This is a genomic window from Pseudomaricurvus sp. HS19 (assembly GCF_009857815.1).
Taxonomy (GTDB): Bacteria; Pseudomonadota; Gammaproteobacteria; order Pseudomonadales; family Cellvibrionaceae; genus Pseudomaricurvus.
In genome coordinates this window covers 1,611,136-1,632,068 of the sequence record NZ_WVVW01000001.1, presented here as the reverse complement: position 1 = coordinate 1,632,068, position 20,933 = coordinate 1,611,136, and the positions used below count along the sequence as shown (strand labels likewise).

21 protein-coding genes and 1 riboswitch are annotated in these 20,933 nt (G+C 62.0%); of the genes, 14 read left to right on the top strand and 7 right to left on the bottom strand.

The window, feature by feature from the left end; genetic code table 11:
• Positions 1 to 67 precede the first annotated feature (67 nt).
• Positions 68 to 598: a response regulator transcription factor gene (locus tag GSF27_RS07335; protein WP_160967173.1), complete on the bottom strand. Its 531-nt coding sequence runs from the start codon at positions 596 to 598 to the stop codon at positions 68 to 70.
• The gene (locus tag GSF27_RS07330; RefSeq protein ID WP_160967170.1) at positions 591 to 1,928 is read right to left on the bottom strand and encodes an ATP-binding protein; all 1,338 of its coding nucleotides are present in this window, start codon (positions 1,926 to 1,928) and stop codon (positions 591 to 593) included. The genes GSF27_RS07335 and GSF27_RS07330 overlap by 8 nt, the downstream gene beginning before the upstream one ends.
• Positions 1,929 to 2,152: 224 nt before the next feature.
• Between GSF27_RS07330 and GSF27_RS07325 the strand changes: the two genes are divergently transcribed.
• From GSF27_RS07325 to GSF27_RS07315, 3 genes are all read left to right on the top strand, one after another.
• Entirely contained in the window at positions 2,153 to 3,487 is a 1,335-nt protein-coding gene (locus tag GSF27_RS07325) for an MATE family efflux transporter (RefSeq protein WP_160967168.1), read from the top strand.
• A gap of 77 nt (positions 3,488 to 3,564) precedes the next feature.
• Complete coding sequence (sbcB, locus tag GSF27_RS07320; protein ID WP_160967166.1) at positions 3,565 to 4,986, top strand: exodeoxyribonuclease I; 1,422 nt, start codon at positions 3,565 to 3,567, stop codon at positions 4,984 to 4,986.
• 94 nt (positions 4,987 to 5,080) lie between these two features.
• Complete coding sequence (locus GSF27_RS07315; RefSeq protein ID WP_160967164.1) at positions 5,081 to 5,473, top strand: MAPEG family protein; 393 nt, start codon at positions 5,081 to 5,083, stop codon at positions 5,471 to 5,473.
• Positions 5,474 to 5,511: 38 nt separating this feature from the next.
• Here GSF27_RS07315 and GSF27_RS07310 read toward each other — a convergent pair whose 3' ends face one another.
• The gene (locus GSF27_RS07310) at positions 5,512 to 5,889 is read right to left on the bottom strand and encodes a PilZ domain-containing protein (protein WP_160967162.1); all 378 of its coding nucleotides are present in this window, start codon (positions 5,887 to 5,889) and stop codon (positions 5,512 to 5,514) included.
• A gap of 215 nt (positions 5,890 to 6,104) precedes the next feature.
• Positions 6,105 to 6,291, top strand: a riboswitch (cobalamin riboswitch).
• A 142-nt stretch (positions 6,292 to 6,433) separates the two neighbouring features.
• Here GSF27_RS07310 and GSF27_RS07305 point away from each other — a divergent pair.
• The 11 genes from GSF27_RS07305 to GSF27_RS07255 all read left to right on the top strand — a co-directional run bounded on the left by GSF27_RS07305 (position 6,434) and on the right by GSF27_RS07255 (position 17,750).
• The gene (locus GSF27_RS07305) at positions 6,434 to 8,320 is read left to right on the top strand and encodes a TonB-dependent receptor domain-containing protein (RefSeq protein WP_160967160.1); all 1,887 of its coding nucleotides are present in this window, start codon (positions 6,434 to 6,436) and stop codon (positions 8,318 to 8,320) included.
• A 79-nt stretch (positions 8,321 to 8,399) separates the two neighbouring features.
• Positions 8,400 to 9,422, top strand: coding sequence for a FecCD family ABC transporter permease (locus GSF27_RS07300; protein ID WP_370462576.1), 1,023 nt, complete (start codon positions 8,400 to 8,402; stop codon positions 9,420 to 9,422).
• Positions 9,419 to 10,189, top strand: a complete 771-nt coding sequence (locus tag GSF27_RS07295) for a heme ABC transporter ATP-binding protein (protein ID WP_160967158.1) — start codon at positions 9,419 to 9,421, stop codon at positions 10,187 to 10,189. Before GSF27_RS07300 ends, GSF27_RS07295 begins: the two co-directional genes overlap by 4 nt.
• Entirely contained in the window at positions 10,190 to 11,101 is a 912-nt protein-coding gene (cbiB, locus tag GSF27_RS07290) for an adenosylcobinamide-phosphate synthase CbiB (protein WP_160967156.1), read from the top strand. It begins immediately after the preceding gene.
• Positions 11,102 to 11,111: 10 nt separating this feature from the next.
• Positions 11,112 to 12,164: an aminotransferase class I/II-fold pyridoxal phosphate-dependent enzyme gene (locus GSF27_RS07285; protein ID WP_160967154.1), complete on the top strand. Its 1,053-nt coding sequence runs from the start codon at positions 11,112 to 11,114 to the stop codon at positions 12,162 to 12,164.
• Positions 12,165 to 12,196: 32 nt separating this feature from the next.
• Positions 12,197 to 13,135: a cobalamin-binding protein gene (locus GSF27_RS07280; protein ID WP_202410286.1), complete on the top strand. Its 939-nt coding sequence runs from the start codon at positions 12,197 to 12,199 to the stop codon at positions 13,133 to 13,135.
• A gap of 21 nt (positions 13,136 to 13,156) precedes the next feature.
• Positions 13,157 to 13,900, top strand: a complete 744-nt coding sequence (gene bluB / locus GSF27_RS07275; RefSeq protein WP_160967152.1) for a 5,6-dimethylbenzimidazole synthase — start codon at positions 13,157 to 13,159, stop codon at positions 13,898 to 13,900.
• Between the two features lie 61 nt (positions 13,901 to 13,961).
• The gene (locus GSF27_RS07270; RefSeq protein ID WP_202410347.1) at positions 13,962 to 15,458 is read left to right on the top strand and encodes a cobyric acid synthase; all 1,497 of its coding nucleotides are present in this window, start codon (positions 13,962 to 13,964) and stop codon (positions 15,456 to 15,458) included.
• A 70-nt stretch (positions 15,459 to 15,528) separates the two neighbouring features.
• Entirely contained in the window at positions 15,529 to 16,824 is a 1,296-nt protein-coding gene (locus GSF27_RS07265) for a cobyrinate a,c-diamide synthase (RefSeq protein WP_160967150.1), read from the top strand.
• Between the two features lie 117 nt (positions 16,825 to 16,941).
• Positions 16,942 to 17,226: a PepSY domain-containing protein gene (locus GSF27_RS07260; protein WP_160967148.1), complete on the top strand. Its 285-nt coding sequence runs from the start codon at positions 16,942 to 16,944 to the stop codon at positions 17,224 to 17,226.
• A complete protein-coding gene (locus GSF27_RS07255) occupies positions 17,226 to 17,750 on the top strand; it encodes a cytochrome b/b6 domain-containing protein (RefSeq protein WP_160967146.1) in 525 nt (174 codons plus the stop codon). Before GSF27_RS07260 ends, GSF27_RS07255 begins: the two co-directional genes overlap by 1 nt.
• Before the next feature lie 36 nt (positions 17,751 to 17,786).
• Here the strand turns inward: GSF27_RS07255 and cobS are convergent, their stop codons facing one another.
• Genes cobS through cobU form a run of 4 tightly spaced genes read right to left on the bottom strand, consistent with a single transcriptional unit; the run spans position 17,787 to position 20,883 of the window.
• A complete protein-coding gene (gene cobS / locus GSF27_RS07250; protein WP_160967143.1) occupies positions 17,787 to 18,542 on the bottom strand; it encodes an adenosylcobinamide-GDP ribazoletransferase in 756 nt (251 codons plus the stop codon).
• Positions 18,543 to 18,549: 7 nt separating this feature from the next.
• Complete coding sequence (locus GSF27_RS07245; RefSeq protein ID WP_160967141.1) at positions 18,550 to 19,182, bottom strand: histidine phosphatase family protein; 633 nt, start codon at positions 19,180 to 19,182, stop codon at positions 18,550 to 18,552.
• Positions 19,183 to 19,226: 44 nt separating this feature from the next.
• The gene (gene cobT, locus GSF27_RS07240) at positions 19,227 to 20,273 is read right to left on the bottom strand and encodes a nicotinate-nucleotide--dimethylbenzimidazole phosphoribosyltransferase (RefSeq protein WP_160967139.1); all 1,047 of its coding nucleotides are present in this window, start codon (positions 20,271 to 20,273) and stop codon (positions 19,227 to 19,229) included.
• Positions 20,274 to 20,325: 52 nt separating this feature from the next.
• A complete protein-coding gene (gene cobU / locus GSF27_RS07235) occupies positions 20,326 to 20,883 on the bottom strand; it encodes a bifunctional adenosylcobinamide kinase/adenosylcobinamide-phosphate guanylyltransferase (protein ID WP_160967137.1) in 558 nt (185 codons plus the stop codon).
• Between the last annotated feature and the right edge of the window lie 50 nt (positions 20,884 to 20,933).

The window sequence follows — 20,933 nt, the reverse complement described above, 5'->3', positions numbered from 1 at the left end:
GCGAGGCGGTGGGGAGCTGTCCCTATACTAGCGCGGATTGGCGCGGGGCTGAATGCGTTGGCGGCGATTATTGCCGGGTGGGCTTTTTCTGCAGTTTGCGCTGCAGGGTGCGGCGGTGCATGCCCAGGGCCCGTGCGGTGGCGGAGATATTGCCGTCGTAATCAGCCAGCACCTTTTGGATATGTTCCCATTCGAGGCGGTTGACCGAAGGTGGCTGGGCGATGATCTCAGCATCGGGATTGGCGTGGGTATTGTGAAAGGCCTGCTCGATCTCGTCGGCGTCTGCCGGTTTACACAGGTAGTTGTTGGCGCCGAGCTTGATCGCTTCCACTGCAGTACTGATGCTGGAGTAGCCGGTGAGCATGACGATATTGAGCTGCGGCTGCTTCTGTTTGATCTGCGGGATCAGGTTGAGGCCGGATTCATCGGCAATTTTCAGGTCCAGCAAACAGTAGTCGACGGGTTGCTCCAGCTGCGCCAGCGCAGTGGCGGCACTGTGCGCTTCCAGCACCAGGTAGCCGCGGCGGCGGAAGGCGCGGGCCAGTACCTGGGTGAGTACATCGTCGTCATCCACCAGCAGCAATACCGGTTCATTCATGTCTGGCCTCCGTTGCTGCCCGGGTCGTGGTTGCCGCCTTCAGTGGCAGTTTCAGCTCGGTAAGCGTGCCGCCGGCGGGGTGGGGATGCAGGCTCAACTCGCCGCCAAAACGGGTGATCACGGCGTTGGTAAGGAACAGCCCCAGGCCCCGGCCCTCGCCCTTGTGGGAGACAAACGGCTGTGCCAGCTGGCGGGCGATGTCGTCAGGAACGCCGGCGCCCTGATCATGAAGTGACAGCAGAAATTGCCGCTGGTCCCAGCGGACATCAATTTCGATGCCTTTGGAATTGGCGTCGGCCGCGTTGTTAAGCAGGTTGGTGATGGCCTGTGTCACAGTGACTGGCCAGTTCACCTCTACCTCGTCGCAGCCCTCACCAATGCGGATCTGGGCTTCCACTTCCGGCCGCAGCAGTAGCCAGTGGTCCAGCGTTTTGCGGCACAGCTGCCGCAGGGATACCTGCGGTGTCACGCCGTCACGCAGCTGGCCCGCCTCACGCCCCAGCTGCTGCAGGCTTTGGGAGCAGTGGTTGGCCTGGCGCTGCAGTAACTCCAGGTCCTGCTGCAGGCTGGAGGGGTCAAGTTGCTGTTCGCGGCAATCCTGCAGCAGCTCCGCCAGCAGCGTGCGCATGGTGGTGAGTGGCGAGCCCAGCTCGTGGGCTGTGCCGGCGGCCAGGGTTGCCAGTGCCATCAGTTGCTGGTCCCGCAGCTGCTCTTCCCGCAGCCGGGCCAAGGCTTCATCCTGCTGCCGCAGGGAGGCGGCCATACGCCCGACAAACAGGGTAATCAGCCCGGCGCTGACCAGGAAATTGATCCACATGCCGAGGGTGTGCAGGTTCACCGTGGCGGCGCCCTGGTGGTGATGCTGGTGGGCATCGGCAGCCATGGGGGCCACTTCCGGCAGCGGGATGTAGACAAAAAAGAGACTGCTGTAGAGACACAGGGCGGCGATTACCAGCGGCCAGGTGAGCAGGCCCGGCAGGGTGGCGGCGGCAATGCAGAGCGGGACCAGGTAATACGAGACAAACGGGTTGCTGGCGCCGCCGGTAAAGTAGAGCAGCAGGGTAATGGCAACCACATCGATCAACAGCTGGGTGAAAAACGCCAGCTGCGAGGCGCGGCCGTGAATCCGCAGTTGCAGCAGGGCCACCAGGTTGATCAGGGTCATGCCAGAGAACAGCCACAGCAGGGAGCGGTAGGGCAGGGCCAGTTGCAGCCACCAGTAGCAGACCGCGAAAGAGACGCAGAGAATCAGCAACAGCAGGCCACGAATGGTCAGTAGTCGTTGCAGGTTTTGCTCGGGGGCGGCGGAGGTGAGGGTGGCCAGATTCATGGCGCAATAATAGGCGACAGTGTGGGGCGACTCCAGCGCTGGCAGTGGTCTGTGGCTGCGACATGTTGTCGCAGCCAGCGTCCTGATGACGGCAAGAGTAAAACAGGAGCGGCGGCCGTAGTGGTGCCCGGGTCCCTGCGGGTGAATCGCTGCCGGCCTCTGTGGTTTAATGGCGCACCCGCGCCGGTCGCGGTTAACCAACAGCAGGGACCAGGGAAACATCGATGGCCAGACAGGCAGTCTCGTTCACAGAAGGTGAAGTCGGTCTGCAGCTCTACCGCATGTCGTTGCCGATGGTGTGGGGGCTGCTGGCCACCATGTCCTTTAATGCCGTAGACACCTTTTTCGTCGCCCAGCTGGGCAGTGACCCGCTGGCGGCCATGAGCTTTACCTTTCCGGTGGTGATGGTGGTCACCAGCCTGGGGATCGGCCTCGGCGCCGGCACCTCCTCGGTGATTGCCCGCCTGTTGGGACGGGGCTGCGACGATGATGCCCACCGGGTGGCAACGGATACCCTGCTGCTCAGTGCTCTGCTGGCGCTGGTGGTAATGGCCATTGGCTGGCTGGCCATGGATCCGGTCTTCCGCCTGCTGGGTGCCGACAGCGGCCTGTTGCCACTGATTCGCCAGTACATGGGCGTCTGGTATCTCTCGGTGCCGGGTATTGTTATGCCCATGGCGTTGTCGGCGGTATTGCGGGCCAGTGGTCATGCCTCGGTGGCCGGTGGTTTGATGCTGGCGTCAGCGATCTGCAATGCCTTACTGGACCCGTTGCTGATTTTTGGTTTGGGGCCACTGCCGGCACTGGGGATTGCCGGTGCCGCCTGGGCCACGGTACTGACCCGCTGGGTATTCCTGCTGGCGGCCCTCTGGTACGTTGCCCGCCGCTTGCACATGCTGAGCCTGCCAAGGTTGTCCAGTTGCCCCGATTCCTGGAGGCAGGTACTGCACATCGGCCTGCCGGCCATGGGCACCAATATGATTATTCCCGCTGCCAGTGGCATCACTGTGGCGCTGGTGGCCAGCCACGGGGTCGATGCCGTCGCCGGTTACGGGGTGGCGGTGCGTATCGAACCGGTGGTGCTGATCATGTTCTATGCCCTCTCCAGCGTCATCGGTCCGTTCCTGGGCCAGAATATGACCGAAACACACAGGCACCGGCAGCGTCAGGCGCTGGCGGCGGTCAGCCGTTTTTGCCTGCTCTCCGGTTTGCTGCTGGCGCTGCTGCTGGGGCTGCTCGGACAGACACTGGCGGGCTGGTTCAGCGATTCGGCTGAGGTGGTCGCTATCGCCAGCCGCTACCTGCTGCTGGTGCCCATCAGTTATGGCTGTTACGGCCTGGTGATGTGCGTTAACGCCAGTTTTAACGGCCTGGGTATGCCGCTGCCGGCCATGGCGGTGTCACTGTTGCGGGTACTGGTGCTGTATCTGCCATTGGCCCTGCTCGGGCAGTGGTTATGGGGGGTGTACGGCCTGTTTGCCGCCACTGCTACCGCCAATGTACTGGCGGCGCTGGTGGGTTATCAGTGGCTGCGCAGACGCCTGCTGGTAGCTGCCTAGCCAATCCGGGAAGCCTGCCACAGGGGGTGTTGACCGGCGTGGTACACTCGGGATTAAAACGCACAAGGGATGGTTAGGTGAATACGCTCTACTGGCACGATTATGAAACCTGGGGGGAAGTCCCCGCCTGTGATCGCCCGTCGCAGTTTGCCGGGATCCGCACGGACGAAAACCTGAATGTGATTGGTGCGCCGCTGGTGCAGTACTGCCGCCCCACCAATGACGTCCTGCCAAAACCCGACGCCTGCCTGATCACCGGTATTACTCCCCAGAAAGCACTGGCGGAAGGCGTGCCGGAGCCGGAGTTTATCGCCGCCATTCATGCCGAGCTCTCCGTGCCGGGAACCTGCGGGGTGGGTTACAACACCCTGCGCTTCGATGACGAAGTGACCCGCTACACCCTCTACCGCAACTTCTATGATCCCTATGAGCGCGAGTGGCGCAACGGCAACTCACGCTGGGACATCATCGACATGGTGCGCCTCACCCGAGCCCTGCGCCCGGAGGGGATCGAGTGGCCCAATCACGATGACGGCCGCCCCAGTTTCAAGCTGGAGCACCTCACTGTCGCCAATGGTCTGGGCCATGAGCAGGCCCACGATGCGCTGTCCGATGTCTACGCTACCATTGCCGTGGCCAAGTTGATCAAGGATAAGCAACCGGCACTCTACGATCACATCTATCAGTTGCGTAGCAAGCAGAAGGTGCTGGCGCTGATTGATCTGGTAAACCGCAAACCGCTGCTGCACATCTCCTCCATGTTCCCTGCGGAAAATGGCTGTGCCGCTATCGTGGCGCCGCTGGCCATGCATCCGGTGAACAAGAATGCGGTTATCGTCTGTAACCTGTCGGTGGACCCGCAGCCGCTGATCGACCTCTCTGCCGAGCAGATCCGGGAGAAACTCTACACTCGTACGGAAGACCTGGCCGAGGGCGAGGCGCGGTTGCCACTGAAGTTGGTGCACCTGAATAAATGCCCGGTGCTGACTACGGTGAAGTTACTGGACGATGCGGCGGCTCAACGCCTGCACATTAACAAGGATCTTTGCGAGCGCCACTGGCAGCGTCTGTGTCAGGTGGATCTCAAGGCCAAACTGCAGCAGGTGTATCAGGGATCGGCCTTTGCGCCGTCGCCGGATCCGGAACAGCAGCTCTACGACGGCTTTTTGGGGGATGCCGACAAGCGCCTCTGTGCCAGGGTACGCCGTGCCAGTGGCGGCCGCTGGCCGGCGGAAAACCTGGTGTTTGAGGATGCCCGTCTCAATACCATGCTGTTGCGCTACCGCGCCCGCTATTTTCCCCAGACCCTGTCGGCGGCAGAACAGGAGGAGTGGGAGCACTGGCGTCGCGATTGGCTGACCAACCCGGCGGCCGGGGCCGGTATCACGCTGGACGAAGTGCATCAGCGCATTGCGGTGATTCGCGGCGAGCGGTCGCTGACAACGGAGCAGGAACGAATTCTTGGAGAATTGGGCAGTTACGCGGACTCTCTGCTGTAATTGGAGACGGCAGCCGGAGGCACTCTCCGGACAAGACGAGTTTAACTGGCAGGTTTAACTATCAGGTTCAACTATCAGGCAGGGAGGAACACACATGCCGGTCTCACTGGTTTGCGTGGCGCTATTGGGAACTTTGACAATTGCTTTGGGCTTCGGTGTCAGTATGGCGCGGGCCCGGGAGCGCCGGGTCTATGGCTACAGCGAGGACCCGGACAACAGTCTCTATCAATGGGTGCGGGCTCACGGTAACTCCACCGAGTATGTCCCGGTGCTGATGGTACTGATCTATGTGCTGGGGCAGATGCCGGTGGCGGGCTGGGTGGTCTGGTGCATGGTGCTGGTGACTTTCTGTCGCTATCTGGCGGCGCTGGGTCTGGTGCTGCCGAAAACCATGCGCAAACCCAACCCGCTGCGATTCATCGGCTCACTGGGCACCTACGTGTTTGGGCTGGCGCTCTGTGCGGCGCTGCTGTTGCAGATACTCTGACGGGCTTCCTGTAGCAGCGGGCGTTTGCGACGTGCCGCTCAGTCGTCCATTTCCGACAGCATCTGCTGCAGGCTGCGATCGTCCTGGCGGGCGGAGTCCAGCTCGCTGAGCAGTTGTTTCAGGCGGGCGTGGTATTCGATGGAGACCGGTGAGCACTCCAAGCCTATGTAGTGCTCTTTCTGGTGTACCACCCGGCCCTGCAACTTGATGCGCTCGCCGCCGGGCAGATCCAGGGTGAGGATGGCCTCTTCGTGGTTATCCAGCTGGTAGGGTTCAATCAGGGCCACCAGTGCGCCATTGAGTGACACGTCCAGCACATGCGCCGGCCACTTGTTGCGGGTGGTCATCAGACTGGCGTCTCCCCGCATGGGCAGTCTGGGGGTGTGGCGGCGGTCGGGTGTAGTGGGGTTGGTCATTGGGCGTCCCTGTCTGCTGTGGCGGCGGCTCCTGAACTGGCCTGAGCCAGCATAATCAGACAAAAGTTTAGAAGCAGGCGAAAATTTTCTCCAGTCCGGCAAATGTCAGTGAGCGGAATTGTCCGAACAGGTGTAAAAACTTGGATTTTGGGGGTCAAAACGCTCACAAACTATTGACTGAGGTGGCCTCCACCCTTAGTCTCCGCGGCGCTGTTACAGGTGCTGCAGAATCAGGTCCACGATCTGGTGCTGCGGTTAAACGGGAAGAGTGGTGCGTCACGCGTCAGCAGTTCACAGGCTGCCGCGATCCCTGACAAAACCAACGCTGCCCCCGCAACGGTGATTCGGATTCGCTTCCTGCGACCGATAAGCCCGATACCGGCCTCTGACGGCGCGTGCAGATAACGCACGCTTAACGATGAAGCGGAGGGCTTTATCGGTAGGAACCCGCAGAGGCTGTAAACGCTCTCGATCTCCCTGCTCTTGTCCTCCCTCAATCACATCTGTTGTTTCCGGCCCTGCCGGTTACTGATTGGGGAACACCATGAAAACTCGTAAGAATATCTCGCGCAGCACCCTGGCAGCTGCCATTGCTACGCTCACAACCGCTACTTCAGCCCTGGCGGCTCAACCGGTCGACGAAACCATGATCGTCACCGCCAACCGTATGGAGACGCCAGCCTCAAAGGTACTGGCGCCGGTCAGTGTGATGACGGCGGCCGATATCAGCCGCCTGCAGATTACCAACGTCGGTGAGCTGCTCTCCCGCATGACCTCTGTGGAAACCGTCTCTTCCGGCGGTCCCGGCACCACTACCGGTATTTTCGTCCGTGGTGGTAACACCGACCACACCCTGGTGCTGGTGGATGGCGTGCGTATCAGCTCTGCCACCAATGGCAACACCGCCATCGAGTTGCTGGACGTTAACAATATCGAGCGGGTGGAGCTGGTGCGCGGTCCGGCGTCCAGCCTCTACGGTGCCGATGCCATCTCCGGTGTGATCAATATCATTACCAAACAGGGCCAGGTCTCGCCGCTGACATTGCGCACCCAGATCGGCAGCCAGGACTGGAGCCAGACCCAGCTCAGCAGTGGTGGCAGCGTCGGTGCCACCCGCTGGAACCTCACCGCTGGTTATGAATCACTGGCGGGTTTTGATCGTCACGAGCTGCTCGATAATGGCAACAACGACGACGATGACTACCGTAATACCCATTTTGCCGGCAGCATTTCCCACGACTGGAGCGAGGACTTCTCCACCCGCCTCAACTACCAGCAGGACGACGCCGAGACCGAAAGTGATGAGCGCTTCTGCGCCAACAGTTCCGGTGTTTGCCTGCCCTACCAGAGCAGTCGCGTAGCGGTGCTCAACCTGCGGGCTGACTGGCGAGTGATGGATAAGCTTGCCCTGCAGGCACAGGCTTCCCGTGCCCGTGACTGGTCGGCCAGCAGTGATGATGCCGCCACCGCGGCGGAGCGGGCTGCCAACGATGCCAAATTCAAAACGGTACGGGAAACCTATCTGCTGCAGGCCAATTCCGACCTGAGTGAGCAGTTCAGCCTGGTGGGTGGTACTGAATATTACGAAGACCGTATCGATACCAGCAGTGACTACCTGGGTGAAGAACGTGACAACCTGGCGGTCTTTGTGACCGCCCAGTGGTCACCGGGCATGCACCAGCTGCAGGTGGGGGCGCGCAACGATGACAACGAAGCCTTCGGTTCCCACACCACCGAGTCGGTGAGCTGGGGTTATCAGCTGACCGATTACACCCGGGTGATCGCGAGCTGGGGCACCGCTTTCCGTGCGCCTACCTTTAACGACCTCTACTGGCCGGCGGACCCCTATGGTATCGGTAACCCTGACCTGTCGCCGGAGGAGAGCGAAAACGCCGAGCTGGCCCTGAAATGGGATCGCGGTGCCCACTCCTTCAGCGCAGCCGTGTTCCGCAATGAAGTGGAAGGCCTGGTCTCCTGGGCACCAGTAGATCAGAACAACTACTGGGGTCAATGGACGCCCACCAATGTGGATGACGCCCTTATGGAGGGCTTCGAACTGAGCTACGGGCTGCAGCTGGAGCGCTGGAGCGCCGACGCCAACTACAGCTACGTGGACGCGGAAGATGAATCCACCGGTGAGTCGCTGCCCAACCGCGCCCGTCGCCAGTTCAACCTGGATGTGGATTACGCGCTGGAATCCCTTAGCCTGGGTGCCTCGGTGAAAGCCAGGAGCGCTCGCCCAACCACCTCGGCGGCACTCCCGGAGCTGCCCGGTTATGGCTTGCTGGACCTGCGCGCGCGTTATCAGTTCACGCCGGCACTGATGATGGATGCTACCCTCTCCAACGTGCTGGACAAGGAGTATCGCCAGCGCGTGGGTTACAACGAAGAGGGGCGTGGCTTCAGGGTGGGCCTGACCTATAAACTGTAACCGGCCTGACTGTAACTGACACACGTTGCGCGGCGGGGCTGTCGGCAGGGATGCCCGCTCTGTCCGCGCTGGGATAAACATGATGAGACGCCTGCCCAGCTCCCGCTTGCTGCTGATACTGTTGCTGATACTGCCTCTGGCAGTGGTCGGCGGCATGGTGCTGGGCCCCCAGATTATCCTGCCGTTTCAGGCCAGCGACAGTGCCGCCGTGATATCGGACATGTTGATCGTGCAGCAGATTCGCCTGCCGCGGGTATTGATGGCGGGCCTGATCGGCGCCACCCTGGCTTTGGCCGGTGTGGTGATGCAGGGACTGTTTCGCAACCCGCTGGCCGATCCTTCCCTGATTGGTGTCTCGGCCGGTGCTTCTGCCGGCGCCAGTCTGATTATCGTCATGGGTGGCAGCCTGTTTGGTGTGGCGGAGTGGGCCGGCGTGTCTCTGCTGGTGATCGGTGCCTTTGCCGGCGCGGCCGCCGCCACCTGGCTGGTCTACCGGCTGGCGGCTTCGGCCACCGGCACCTCGGTGGCCACCATGTTGCTGGCGGGTATTGCCATCAGCTCTCTGGCCGGTGCCATCAATCACCTCTTGCAGCTCTTTGCCGACAACCACATGTTGCGCCTGATCAGCCTCTGGCAGATGGGATCCCTCAGTGGTGTCTCCTGGTCGCGACTGGGGTGGGCGGCGCTGCTGCTGGTACCGGCGCTGGCATTTTTCCCGCGCTACGCAATTGCCCTCAATGCCTTCCTGCTGGGAGAGTCCCAGGCCCGTCACCTGGGGGTGGAGGTGGATGTGATGAAGCGCCAGGTGATAATCCTGGTGGCTTTCACTGTGGCGGTGGCGGTATCTCTCACTGGCACCATCTCTTTTGTGGGACTGATGACGCCGCACCTGGTGCGCATGATCATCGGTCCCGATCACCGGGGACTGATTCCCTGTTCTGCTCTTGCCGGTGCGGTGCTGCTGATATTTGCGGATGCTTTCTCCCGCTACCTGCTGGCACCGGGTGAGCTGCCCATTGGTGTGGTCACTGCCATGCTGGGGGCGCCGTTCTTCCTCTCCCTGTTGCGACGCCAGCGGCGCGTGGTGGAGATCTCCTCATGATGCAACTGGACAACATCGGACTGACCCTGGGGGATACGCCCATTCTGCGCGGCGTCAGCCTGCAGTTGCAGCCGTCCCGGGTGACTGTGGTACTGGGCCCCAACGGCGCCGGCAAATCGTCACTGTTAAAGGTGGCCAGTGGTGAACAGCCTGCCACGGCCGGCAGTGTCACCTTCAATGGCAAGCCGCTGGCACAGCACAGTGCCGCGCACAAGGCGCTGCACATGGCGGTGCTGCCACAGCATTCGTCCCTGACCTTTCCCTTCAGTGCCCTGGAGGTGGTGATGCTGGGGCGTACACCTCATGCCACCGGCACCGGGGTGGATGCGCAGTTGGTGGAGCAGGCCATGCGCGCCACCGACAGCTGGTATTTACGGGAGCAGCTCTACCCCAATCTCTCCGGCGGTGAAAAACAGCGGGTGCAGATGGCGCGAGTGCTGGTACAGGTGTGGCAGCCGGTGGACTCCGGTGATCGGCTGATCGTGCTGGATGAGCCCACCTCGGCGCTGGACTACGCCCACCAGCAGATGGTGGCGCAGTTGCTGCGCCAGCGCGCCGACGCCGGTTGTGCAGTACTCACTGCCATGCACGACCTCAATCTTGCCGCCCAGTGCGCTGATCAGCTGGTGCTGATGTGCTGTGGTGAAATCCGCGCCTGTGGCAGCGCCGATGAGGTGTTGCAGGAGGATATCCTGCAGGAGGTATTCCAGGTGCGCTTCCATCGCATCACTCATCCCGACACCGGCAAGCCCTGGCTGATTAACTGAATGAACGCTGTGTTGTTGATGCTCGGATTGCTGCTGGACCGGCTGTTGGGTGAACCCCGTCGCTGGCATCCACTGGTGGGTTTTGGCCATCTGGCCGCGGCCGTTGAAAAGCGGCTCAATCGCGACACACAGCCGCAACGACAGCGCCTGCTGGCAGGCGTTGCGGGCTGGTGCCTGCTGGTTTTGCCGCTACCGCTGCTGTTGTGGCAATTGCCCGGGGAGCACAGCTTCTACTGGCCACTGGCGGTGCTCTCGCTCTGGTTCAGTGTTGGCTGGCGCAGTCTGCGTGAGCACGCTATCGCTGTCGCCGATGCTCATCGCTGGGGTGGGTTGGACGCTGCGCGACAGGCGGTAAGCCGTATCGTCAGTCGCGATACCGAACCGATGGATGAGCCAGCTGTCTCCCGTGCCACCATTGAGTCGGTACTGGAGAATGGCAGCGATGCCATTTTTGCGCCCATCTTCTGGTTTGTGCTGTTGGGCCCCGCCGGCGCTGTGGGCTACCGGTTTGCCAACACTCTCGATGCCATGTGGGGGTATCGCACCGACCGCTATGAGTGGTTCGGCAAATGCGCAGCGCGCATGGATGACCTGCTCAACTGGGTGCCGGCGCGCTTGACCGCCGCCACTTACGCCGCTGCCGGTAACTGGCGCACTGCGTTAAGTTGCTGGCGACAACAGTCCGCTGCCTGCGCCAGCCCCAATGGTGGGGTGGTGATGTGCGCCGGTGCCGGGGCCCTGCAGGTGGCGCTGGGCGGCGGCGCCTGGTATCACGGTCAGTGGCAAGCGCGGCCGGTCATGGGGTGTGGTGATACGGCCACGCTCCCTGATGTCCAATCTGCCGTGGCTCTGGTGGACCGCAGTGTCTGGATCTGGGTCGCGGTCCTGGTTTTTGTACAACTGTTTTTTTGAGAAGCGGGCAATGCTGAATCACGGTGGCAAACTGGCAGAGGCGCAGCAGCGCTATCCGCAACAGCGCGAGTGGCTGGATCTCTCCACCGGTATTGCGCCCTGGAGCTGGCCTGTGCCGGAGATTCCCGCTGCCGTGTGGCAGCGACTGCCGGAATCCGACGCCGCGTTGCGGACGGCGGCTGCGGGGTTTTATGGCTGTGATGCAGAACGCTTATTGCCGGTAGCGGGTTCGCAGGTGGCGATTGAAACACTGCCGGGCTGTGTTCCCGGGGCAACCGTTGCGGTGCCGCTGTGGGGTTACGGCGAGCATCGTCACTGCTGGCAGAAGCAGGGCCACAGTCTGGTGTTCTATCGTAATTTTCCGGAGTTGCTGCAGCTGCTGCGCACCGGGGCAGCCCTTCACGCGGTGGCGATCAACCCTAACAACCCCGCCGGCAGTCATTGGTCCTGCCGCCAGCTGCAACTGTGCCTTGAGGCGCTGGCGCCGGACGGCTTGCTGGTAGTGGATGAAGCCTTTGCCGATTTGCAGCATCCGTCACCGGCGCTGCAGATGGAGCATGACCCCCGCCTGGTGGTGTTGCGATCGGTGGGAAAATTTTTTGGCATGGCCGGTTTGCGGCTGGGGTTTGTGATTGCGACGGCACCGCTGCGTGACGCCTTGCAGGCCCGCCTGCCTCACTGGGGGGTGTCACACCCGGCCCTGTGGCTGGGGGAAAGAATGCTGGCGGACAGTGAATGGCAGCGGCAGCAGCGCCAGCGCATAGATCCGGCACTGCAGTGGTTAGAGGATATTGTGCGGCAGTTGTTGCCAGCATCCTGGCAGGGGGGATTACAGTCGGGACCGCTGTTTGTCAGCCTGTTTGGCGACCCCTGCAGCCTGCAGGAGTTCGCGGAGGCGTGCATGGCAGATGGTGTGTTGTTGCGTTATTTTGCGCCGCAGGAGAACCGCAGTTGTGTGCGCATCGGACTGTGCGACGAGGCGCACCGGGCGCGCTTGCAGAGTGTTCTGGAGAAGCATGTGGCGCTGTTGCAAGTGGCAGCCAAAAACAATTGCTGCCGTTAAATGTCGGCTACGAAAGCAGAAGCAGTATGATCATGAAAAAACTGAAGCCGTTTCCAGCGCTGATGCTTGCCAGCCTGTGTCTGAGCCTGGGTTTATGGTTGCCCGGCGTTCGAGTGCACGCCGCCGAAGTGGTATTGCAGGACGATATGCAACGCACCGTGCGCTTGCCGCAACCGGCAAAGAGAGTTGTGGTTTTGGCTCCGCACCTGGCGGAGATGGTGTTTGCCATTGGCGCCGGGGACAAGCTGGTGGGCGCTGTCTCCTACAGCGATTATCCGCAAGCCGCGCAGCAGGTGCCCCGTGTCGGCACCTACAAGAATTTCAGTGCGGAAGCGATATTGCGCCTGCGACCGGACCTGGTGCTGGCGTGGCAATCCGGTAACGGCCTGCAACGGGTAGAGCCCATTATCCAGCTGGGTATCCCGGTCTATTTCACCGAGCCGAGAACGCTGGAAGACATTGCGCTCAACATGCAGCGCATTGCCGAGCTGACCGGGGTGGAGGAGAACGCGTCACAGCAGTTTCTGCAGACCCTCAACCAGCTGCGGGCAAACTATGCCTCACAGCCGCCGCTGTCGGTGTTTTATCAGGTCTGGAACCAGCCACTGCAAACCCTGAATGGCGAGCACCTGCTCAGCGATGTCATTACCCTCTGCGGCGGTAACAACGTGTTTGGTGATGCCAACGTGCTGGCGCCGCAGGTGAGTGTGGAGTCGGTGCTGCGACTGGATCCGCAAGTGATTGTGGCCAGCGGTATGGGCGAGGCGCGGCCGGAGTGGCTGGATGAGTGGCGTCGCTGGCCCAGCCTGCAGGCGGTGCGCAACGAGCAACTGAAATTTATTCCGCCGGATATTATCCAGCGCCATACCCCCAGGGTTCTGCAAGGCGCAGCACAGTTGTGTGAGCATTTGCAGACTGCCCGCGGGATCTACTATCCCGCCGCCAACGCCACTGCAACAGCCGACAAATGACGTGACTGTCGAGAAGAACCTATGAACTCCCCACACGCCTATTCCCCCGAGCAGATTGATGCCGTTTACCGGGCCATCAGCGAGCGCCGCGACGTGCGTCATTTCCGTCCCGATCCTGTTGACGAAGCGGTGTTACAGCGCCTGCTGCAGGCGGCGCACGCTGCCCCCAGTGTGGGCCTGATGCAGCCGTGGCGCTTTATCCGCATCCGTAACCCGGATCTGCGCCGGCAACTGCACGCCGAGATTGAACGGGAGCGCCAGCGCACCGCTGAAGCCCTGGGGCAGCGCTCCGATGAGTTTATGCAGCTCAAGGTGCAGGGCGTACTCGATTGCGCCGAGGTGTGTGTGGTGACGTTGATGAACGAGCGCGAGCGGCATGTGTTTGGCCGCCGCACCATGCCGGAGATGGACCTAGCCTCCGCCTCTTGTGCCGTACAAAACCTGTGGCTGGCAGCCCGTGCCGAAGGCATAGGGGTGGGCTGGGTCTCCATCTACGAGCCAGCCGCCGTCAGTGAGTTGTTGCAGTTGCCGGAGGGCGCCCGGGCCATTGCCATTCTCTGCATCGGTCATGTGGATGCCTTTTACGACAAGCCCATGCTGGAACTGGAGGGCTGGGCCGAGCGTGGCAAGCTGGATGACTATGTGATGGTGGACAGCTGGCAACCGGAAAAAGCCGAGCGGGCACAGCAGCAGTGGCGGGATGCGCAGCAGCGGCAGCAGCAGGGCGCTGACAAGAACGGTAGTCAGGAGAGTGGTCGTGAATGATGCCAAAACCCTGAGGGTGCAGGGCGCTCATACCTTGATGGTGCAAGGCGCTCATACCCTGATGGTGCAGGGCACCACGTCCGACGCCGGCAAGAGCACACTGGTCACGGCCCTGTGCCGCATCTTTGCCCAACGCGGTCAGCGGGTGGTGCCTTTTAAACCGCAGAACATGGCCTTAAACAGTGCGGTCACAGTGGATGGTGGCGAGATCGGTCGAGCCCAGGCGGTGCAGGCGTTTGCCGCGGGACTGGAACCGCACACGGATATGAATCCGGTTTTGCTGAAGCCCAATACCGATACCGGCGCCCAGGTGATTGTGCACGGCAAAGCCATCGGCAATATGGAAGCGGGTATCTACCACGACTACAAGCGGTTGGCGATGGACGCTGTGCTCACCTCCCATCAACGCCTGTGCGCTCAGTACGACTGTGTGATGGTGGAAGGGGCGGGCAGTCCCGCCGAGATTAACCTGCGCGATCGGGACATTGCCAACATGGGTTTTGCCGAGGCGGTGGATTGCCCGGTGATCCTGATTGCCGATATCGACAAGGGCGGCGTGTTTGCCCACCTGGTAGGCACGCTGGAGTTGCTGTCGCCATCGGAACAGAAGCGGGTGGTGGGGTTTGTTATCAACCGCTTCCGCGGTGATATCGCCCTGCTGCAATCCGGCCTCGACTGGCTGGAGGAGCGTACCGGCAAACCGGTGCTGGGGGTGCTGCCTTACCTGCAGGGATTTCACCTCGAAGCCGAGGACGCCATTACCGCCAGTACCAGGGCCGAAGACAACCAGCTGCCGGTCTTGCGGGTGGTGGTGCCGGCAACACCGCGCATCAGTAACCATACCGATTTCGATGCCCTGCGCCTGCACCCGCAGGTGGAGTTCACCTTTGTGGGGCCGGACCAGCCCATTCCTGCGGCAGACCTGATTATCCTGCCGGGCAGTAAGAGTGTGATTGGCGACTGGCGCTTCCTGCAGCAGCAGGGCTGGCCCGCTGCCATCGCCCGTCACCTGCGCTACGGTGGCAAGTTGCTGGGCATTTGCGGTGGCTACCAGATGCTGGGGCGTGAGTTGCAGGATCCGGATGCCATTGAAGGGCCAGCGGAAACTGTCGCCGCACTGGGCCTGCTGGATTTCACCACGCGTCTCTTTGCCGAGAAGCAGCTGGTGAACCGCACCGGTGTGCTGGGTGACGGCGTGACACCGGTAAGCGGCTATGAAATTCACGCTGGTATCAGCAGCGGCCCGGCACTGGCCAGCCCGGCCATGTACCTGGACAAAGAAGAGCACCTGAACAACGAAGAGCACCTGCACAGCGGCGACAGCCGGCAGGCTGACGGCGCGATCAGCGATGACGGGCAAGTGATGGGCACCTATCTGCACGGCCTGTTTGATGAACCGGCGGCACTGGCCGCACTGCTGCGCTGGGCCGGTCTTGAGCAGCCGCAGGGTTTTGATTATCAGGCCCTGCGGGAGCGGGAAGTGCAGCGTCTTGCAGACAGTGTCGACAACGCCATCGATTGGCACAAGTGGCAGCAGGTGCTGCCGGAATTTGCCTGAGCTGATGGTCCTTACCGGAGCAACCCGACAACTCAACACAATTCATTACCTGAACAACACCGGAGAGACTATGACCGCCAGCGCACTCATTATCAGCGCCCCCGGCAGTGGCCACGGCAAAACCCTGATTACTGCAGGGCTGGCACAGGCCCTGCTGGACCAGGGCAAAAAAGTGGTGGTGTTCAAGATGGGACCGGATTACCTCGATCCCATGTTTATTCGTCAGGCCACCGGCCTCGATGTGCGCCAGCTGGATTACTGGATGCTGAAGCCGGAAGAGATCGCCGCCGAGCTGGGGCGTGCCGCTGCCAGTGCCGACCATGTGCTGATCGAAGGTGTCATGGGGCTGTTCGACGGTCGCTTTTCCGTGGCCTCACTGGCACGGGAGTTTGGCATTCCGGTGGTGGTGGCGGCGGACGCCTCCGGTATGGCGCAGACCTTTGGTGCCCTGATGCAGGGGTTGGCGAATTACGACCCACAGGTAAATGTGGCGGCGGTGCTGGCCAACCGTGTCGGTAGTGCCAACCACGGCGCCATGCTGGAGGAGAGCGTGCGCCCACCGCTGCGCTACCTCGGCTGGGTGGAACGTGACGAGGCGCTGGTGGTACCGGAGCGCCACCTGGGCATTCATACCGACGCCCGTCAGATCTGTATCGACACTACCCGCGCCATGGCGGCGAAGTTGCAACCCTGCCTGGACAAACTGCCGTGGCAGCCGTTGCAGGTGGATGCCAGCGCCCTGCAGTGTCCGTTAAGTGAAACCCGGCCGTTGCAGGGGCGTCGCATTGCCATCGCCCGCGATGCCGCTTTCAGCTTTCTCTACCCCGCCAACGTCGACCTGCTGCGTCGTGCCGGTGCCGAGGTCTGTTTCTTCTCGCCGCTGGCGGATGAGCCGGTCCCGGAGTGCGATAGCCTCTACCTGCCCGGCGGCTATCCGGAGCTGCACCTGCAAGCCCTGAGTGACAATCGCAGGTCGGCGGAGTCGGTGCGGGCCCATATCGTCTCCGGCAAACCTTGCCTGGCGGAGTGCGGGGGTATGCTGTACCTGCAGACCAGCCTCGCCGCCGGGGAGCAAACAGGCACCATGCTGGGACTGCTGCCGGGAGAGGCGGTGGTGGGCAAGCGCCTGGCGCGGTTGGGTTATCAGGGACTGGATGGCACCACCTTGCGGGGTCACACCTTTCACTATGCCGCCCTTAGTGACCTTCCGGGGGTGGCCAACGCCAGCTTCCAGGATGGCCGTGAGGGTGAGCCCATCTACCGATTGCACAATACCCTGGCTTCCTTCGTGCACTGGTATTTTGCCTCCGACCCGCTGCGCATTGTGGAGTGGCTACAGGGGCACTTCAGCGGCGTGGATAACTGACGGCGGCAGAAACAACACTTCGTTACAAAACTGCGATTGATACTGATTCGCATTGGTGATTACAATCTGTGGCGTTCTTTCCCTTTTCAAAAAACAGGACACACGGAGTAGTTACCCATGCTGAAACACCTCTCCCTGCTCGCCGCCACTGCACTGGTCAGCGTTAACGCCTTTGCCGGTGCCGATTGCGAGAAGCACCCGCAAAACGAGCAGCTGCATGTGCTGGAAATGCAGAAAAAGATCGTTAACGAATACGGCTTTGCCATCAAGAAATTCACCACTTCCGGTAACTGTTACGAGATCTACGGCTGGGGCCTGAACGACGCCAAAACCGAATTCGTAAAGGTTGAGGTCTACTTCGACACCAAAACCGGCGCCATCGTGAAGAAGAAAGTCGACTGATGATGACCGCAGGCGCTGGTTACAGCCACTGGGACGTTTTTATCCGTTTGGGGCACTGGCTGATGGCGGCACTGTTCCTGGCCAACTACTGGTGGCTGGAGGCGGGTGAGGAGCCCCACGAGTGGGTGGGTTACGGGTTGTTCGCCATCCTTTGCCTGCGCCTGGTGCGTGGTTTCACGGGGGCGGAGAACGGCCGTTTCCGGGACTTTTTCCCTACGCCAGCACGACTGCGCCACTCCCTGGCTCACTTCACCGAAGAGCATCAGTCACATCAACACCAGGTGCGTCACACCGGCCTGGCGGGGCTGATGGTCTGCTTTCTGTTGCTGGCCATGACGGTGACGGCTGTGTCCGGCTGGATGCAGGAGCTGGATATGTTTTGGGGTGAAGACTGGGTGCAGAACCTGCACAGCTGGTCGGCGGATGCCGTCATGCTGGCGGTGGTGGTGCATGTGGCGGCGGTGTTGTTGCTGCAGTGGCGCTACAAACTGCCCCTGATTCGGGCCATGCTCAGCGGCTCATAGGTTGCGCGGCTCATGAGCCGTGGATGGTTGCAGCCATCAGCTTGCCGCGCTGACCAGCAGCGCGGTTTCCAGCACCGCAATCAGCGCCCCGCAGGTATCACCGCTGGTACCTTGCAGGCGCTGCATCATCACATGGCGCAACGCCAGTAACAGTAACAGCCACACCACTGCAGCCAGCAGTGCCGCCGTCAGCGGCAGCAGAAGCAGAACCAGTAACCAGCCCAGTGCCACACTGGTACGCAACTGTGTGCGGGAGCTGTGGAGCAAAAAATCCTCGCCGATGCCTTTGGGGCTGACATAAGGTGTGGTCAGCAACAGCGTCAAAGCGCCAGCGCGCCCCAACAGCGGTGCCACCATCAGCACCCACCACTTTTCTGTCACCACCACGGTTTGCAGCAGGGCGAACTGCAACAGCAGCACACAGACAATGGCGATCACCGCCGCGCTGCCACAGCGGGGGTCTTTCATGATCTCCAGCGTGCGCTCCCGATTGCCGCCGGCCAGCCAGCCATCGGCACTGTCCCCCAGACCGTCCAGGTGCAGGCCGCCGGTGACCAGGGCCCAGAGCGCTACCAGCAGGGCGGCAACGGCCGGTGCGGACAACCAGGGCTGCAGCAGCCAGCCAGTCGCGCTCAATATCATCCCGATCAACAGCCCCACCCAGGGAAACAGCGGCAGGGCGTGCCCCTGGTCACTGGCCTGGAAGTTCTGCAGACGAGGTGCCGGCAGCCGGGTAAGGAACTGGCAGGCGCAGATCCAGCCACGCCAGAGATCGGAAGGGTTGCGGATCATGGGCGGGTTACTCGCTTACCGGTGGTGCCGGATGCAATTGTGTCACCTGCAGCCAGTCCTGTTGCTCGGGGTGGTGGAATACCTGTATCTGGCATATGCCGCCGTAGCCAATCTGTACCCGGTTGAGGTGGGTGAGCGGTGTCTGCAGGCAGTGGCCCAGCAGCGAGCGGATGACGCCGGCGTGGGTCAGCAGCAGGCAGTGCTGGCCGCGGTAGGCATTGAGTATATAGTCCAGCGCCATCCGGGTACGGCGATGAAAATCGCGCAGCGGTTCGCCGTTGGGCGGGTTGTGCTGGTCCGGTGCCTGCCAGAACTGCTCATAGGCGTCGCCGTGCTGCTCCAGCAGCTGCTGCAGGCTGAGCCCGTCCCAGTCGCCAAAGTGCATCTCGGCCAGCGGTGGAATGGCGGCGCAGGGCAGCTGCCGCTGGTGCGCGAACTTCTCCGCAAACACCGAGCAGCGCTGCAGCGGCGAGGTGAGCACTTGCTGCCAGCTATCCCGTTGCGGCCAGTTGTTGACCGAGGTGAGCATCTGCTGCCAGCCGCTCTCGCTGACGGTGCTGTCGGTCATGCCGCGCAGGTGGGCGTCGTCGTCGCACTGGCCGTGGCGCATCAGGTCGAGGGTGGTGAGGCTGATATCCATAATCACAAATCCACAGTCACGAAATCACAGTCACTTATCCATACTCACTGGCCGTCATCCACCTGGGCTTCGGCAAAGGTGGCCATGCCGTTGTGCAGACTGCAGGCCAGACGCAGCAGGGGCACAGCACTGGCCGCACCGCTGCCTTCGCCCAGGCGCATACCCAGGTCCAACAGCGGGCGGGCATCACTGGCGGCCAGTACCGCCTGATGGCCGGGTTCCGCTGACTGGTGGGCGTAGAGTAACCAGGGGCGAACGGAGGGATTGAGGCGCTGGGCGTAGAGGGCGGCCACACTGCAGATAAAGCCATCCACCAGCGCCGGGATGCCAGCCTGGGCCGCTGCGATGTAGGCACCGGTGAGGGCGGCGATCTCAAAGCCACCCAGGTACTGCAGGTTCTTGATCGGCGACTGGGCTTCGGCGTGGTAAAGGTCCAGCGCCTTATGAATCACCGCCGACTTGTGAATCTGGCCGGCGTTATCGAGGCCGGTGCCGGGGCCCACCAGCTCAGCGGCGTGGCGTCGCAGCAGGGCGCAGGCGAGGGCGGTGGCGGAGGTGGTATTGGCAATACCCATCTCGCCGCCGATCCACAGTTGCGCCTGCTGCTGTTGCGCCCGCTCTATGGCGTCGCGGCCCAGCTGCAGCGCCTGCTGCAATTGCTCGGTGGTCATGGCGGCTTTGCTGGCAAAGTTGGCGGTACCGGAACCAATGCGGCAGTCCAGCACACCGGGCAGTTCCGGCAGCGGGTTTACCGTGCCGGCATTAACCACTTCCAGGGTGGCGCCAAGGGCCTTGGCCAGTACAGCAATGGCGGCGCCACCGCCGGCAAAGTTGGCCACCATCTGTTCGGTTACCGATTGGGGGAAGGCGGAAACGCCTTCGGCGGCAACACCGTGGTCGCCGGCAAAGATGGTCACCACTACCCGCTCGCAGCCGGGCTGCTCTGCTTTCTGCATGGCGGCCAGGGTAATGGCCAGCTGCTCCAGCTGTCCCAGCGAGCCCGGGGGCTTGGTGAGCTGCTGCTGGCGGCTCTGCGCCAGTTGCAGGTGCTCGGTGCTGAGTTCGGCGGCGGGGTCGTGATACCAGCTCATAGATGTTCCTTGTTAAAGACGGGCTTGCAGTGGAAGCCCATTCGAAATTGGATTACGTTGAATATGACTGGAGCGGCGCGCCCTTGAGCACCAGTGGCAGGCCGGCGGCGGTAAAAATCACCCGCTCACAGGCAGCCGCGACCGCCTGGTTGAGCCAGCCGGCTTCGTCTACAAAGCGCCGGTTGAGCTCACCGAGGGGCACAATACCCATGCCCACCTCGTTGCTGACAATAAACGTGGGCACCCGGGTCTCCCCCAGCTGTGCCAGGAAAGCCTGCTTCTGTTGCTGCCAGATCCCCGGTTCGTTTTCTTCCGCCAACAGGCAGTTGGTCAGCCACAGGGTCAGGCAGTCGATCATGATGGCATCGCTGTGCTCACTGGCCTTTCGCAGGGCGCTGGCCAGCTGCAGGGGTTCCTCTTGCGTTGACCAGTGGGAGGGGCGCTGCTGACGGTGATGGGCGACGCGGGCCCGCATTTCGTCGTCGTGGAAGCGGCTGTCGGCGGTGGCGATATAGGTGACCTGTGATCCGCAGGCCGCAGTCAGCTGCTCCGCCAGGCGGCTTTTGCCGGAGCGGGCGCCGCCGAAGATCAGTTGTCTGTTAAAGCTCATAGCGCCCCTGCTTGCTGAACGGTTAGTGCTGAGCTGCTACTGCTAAAACA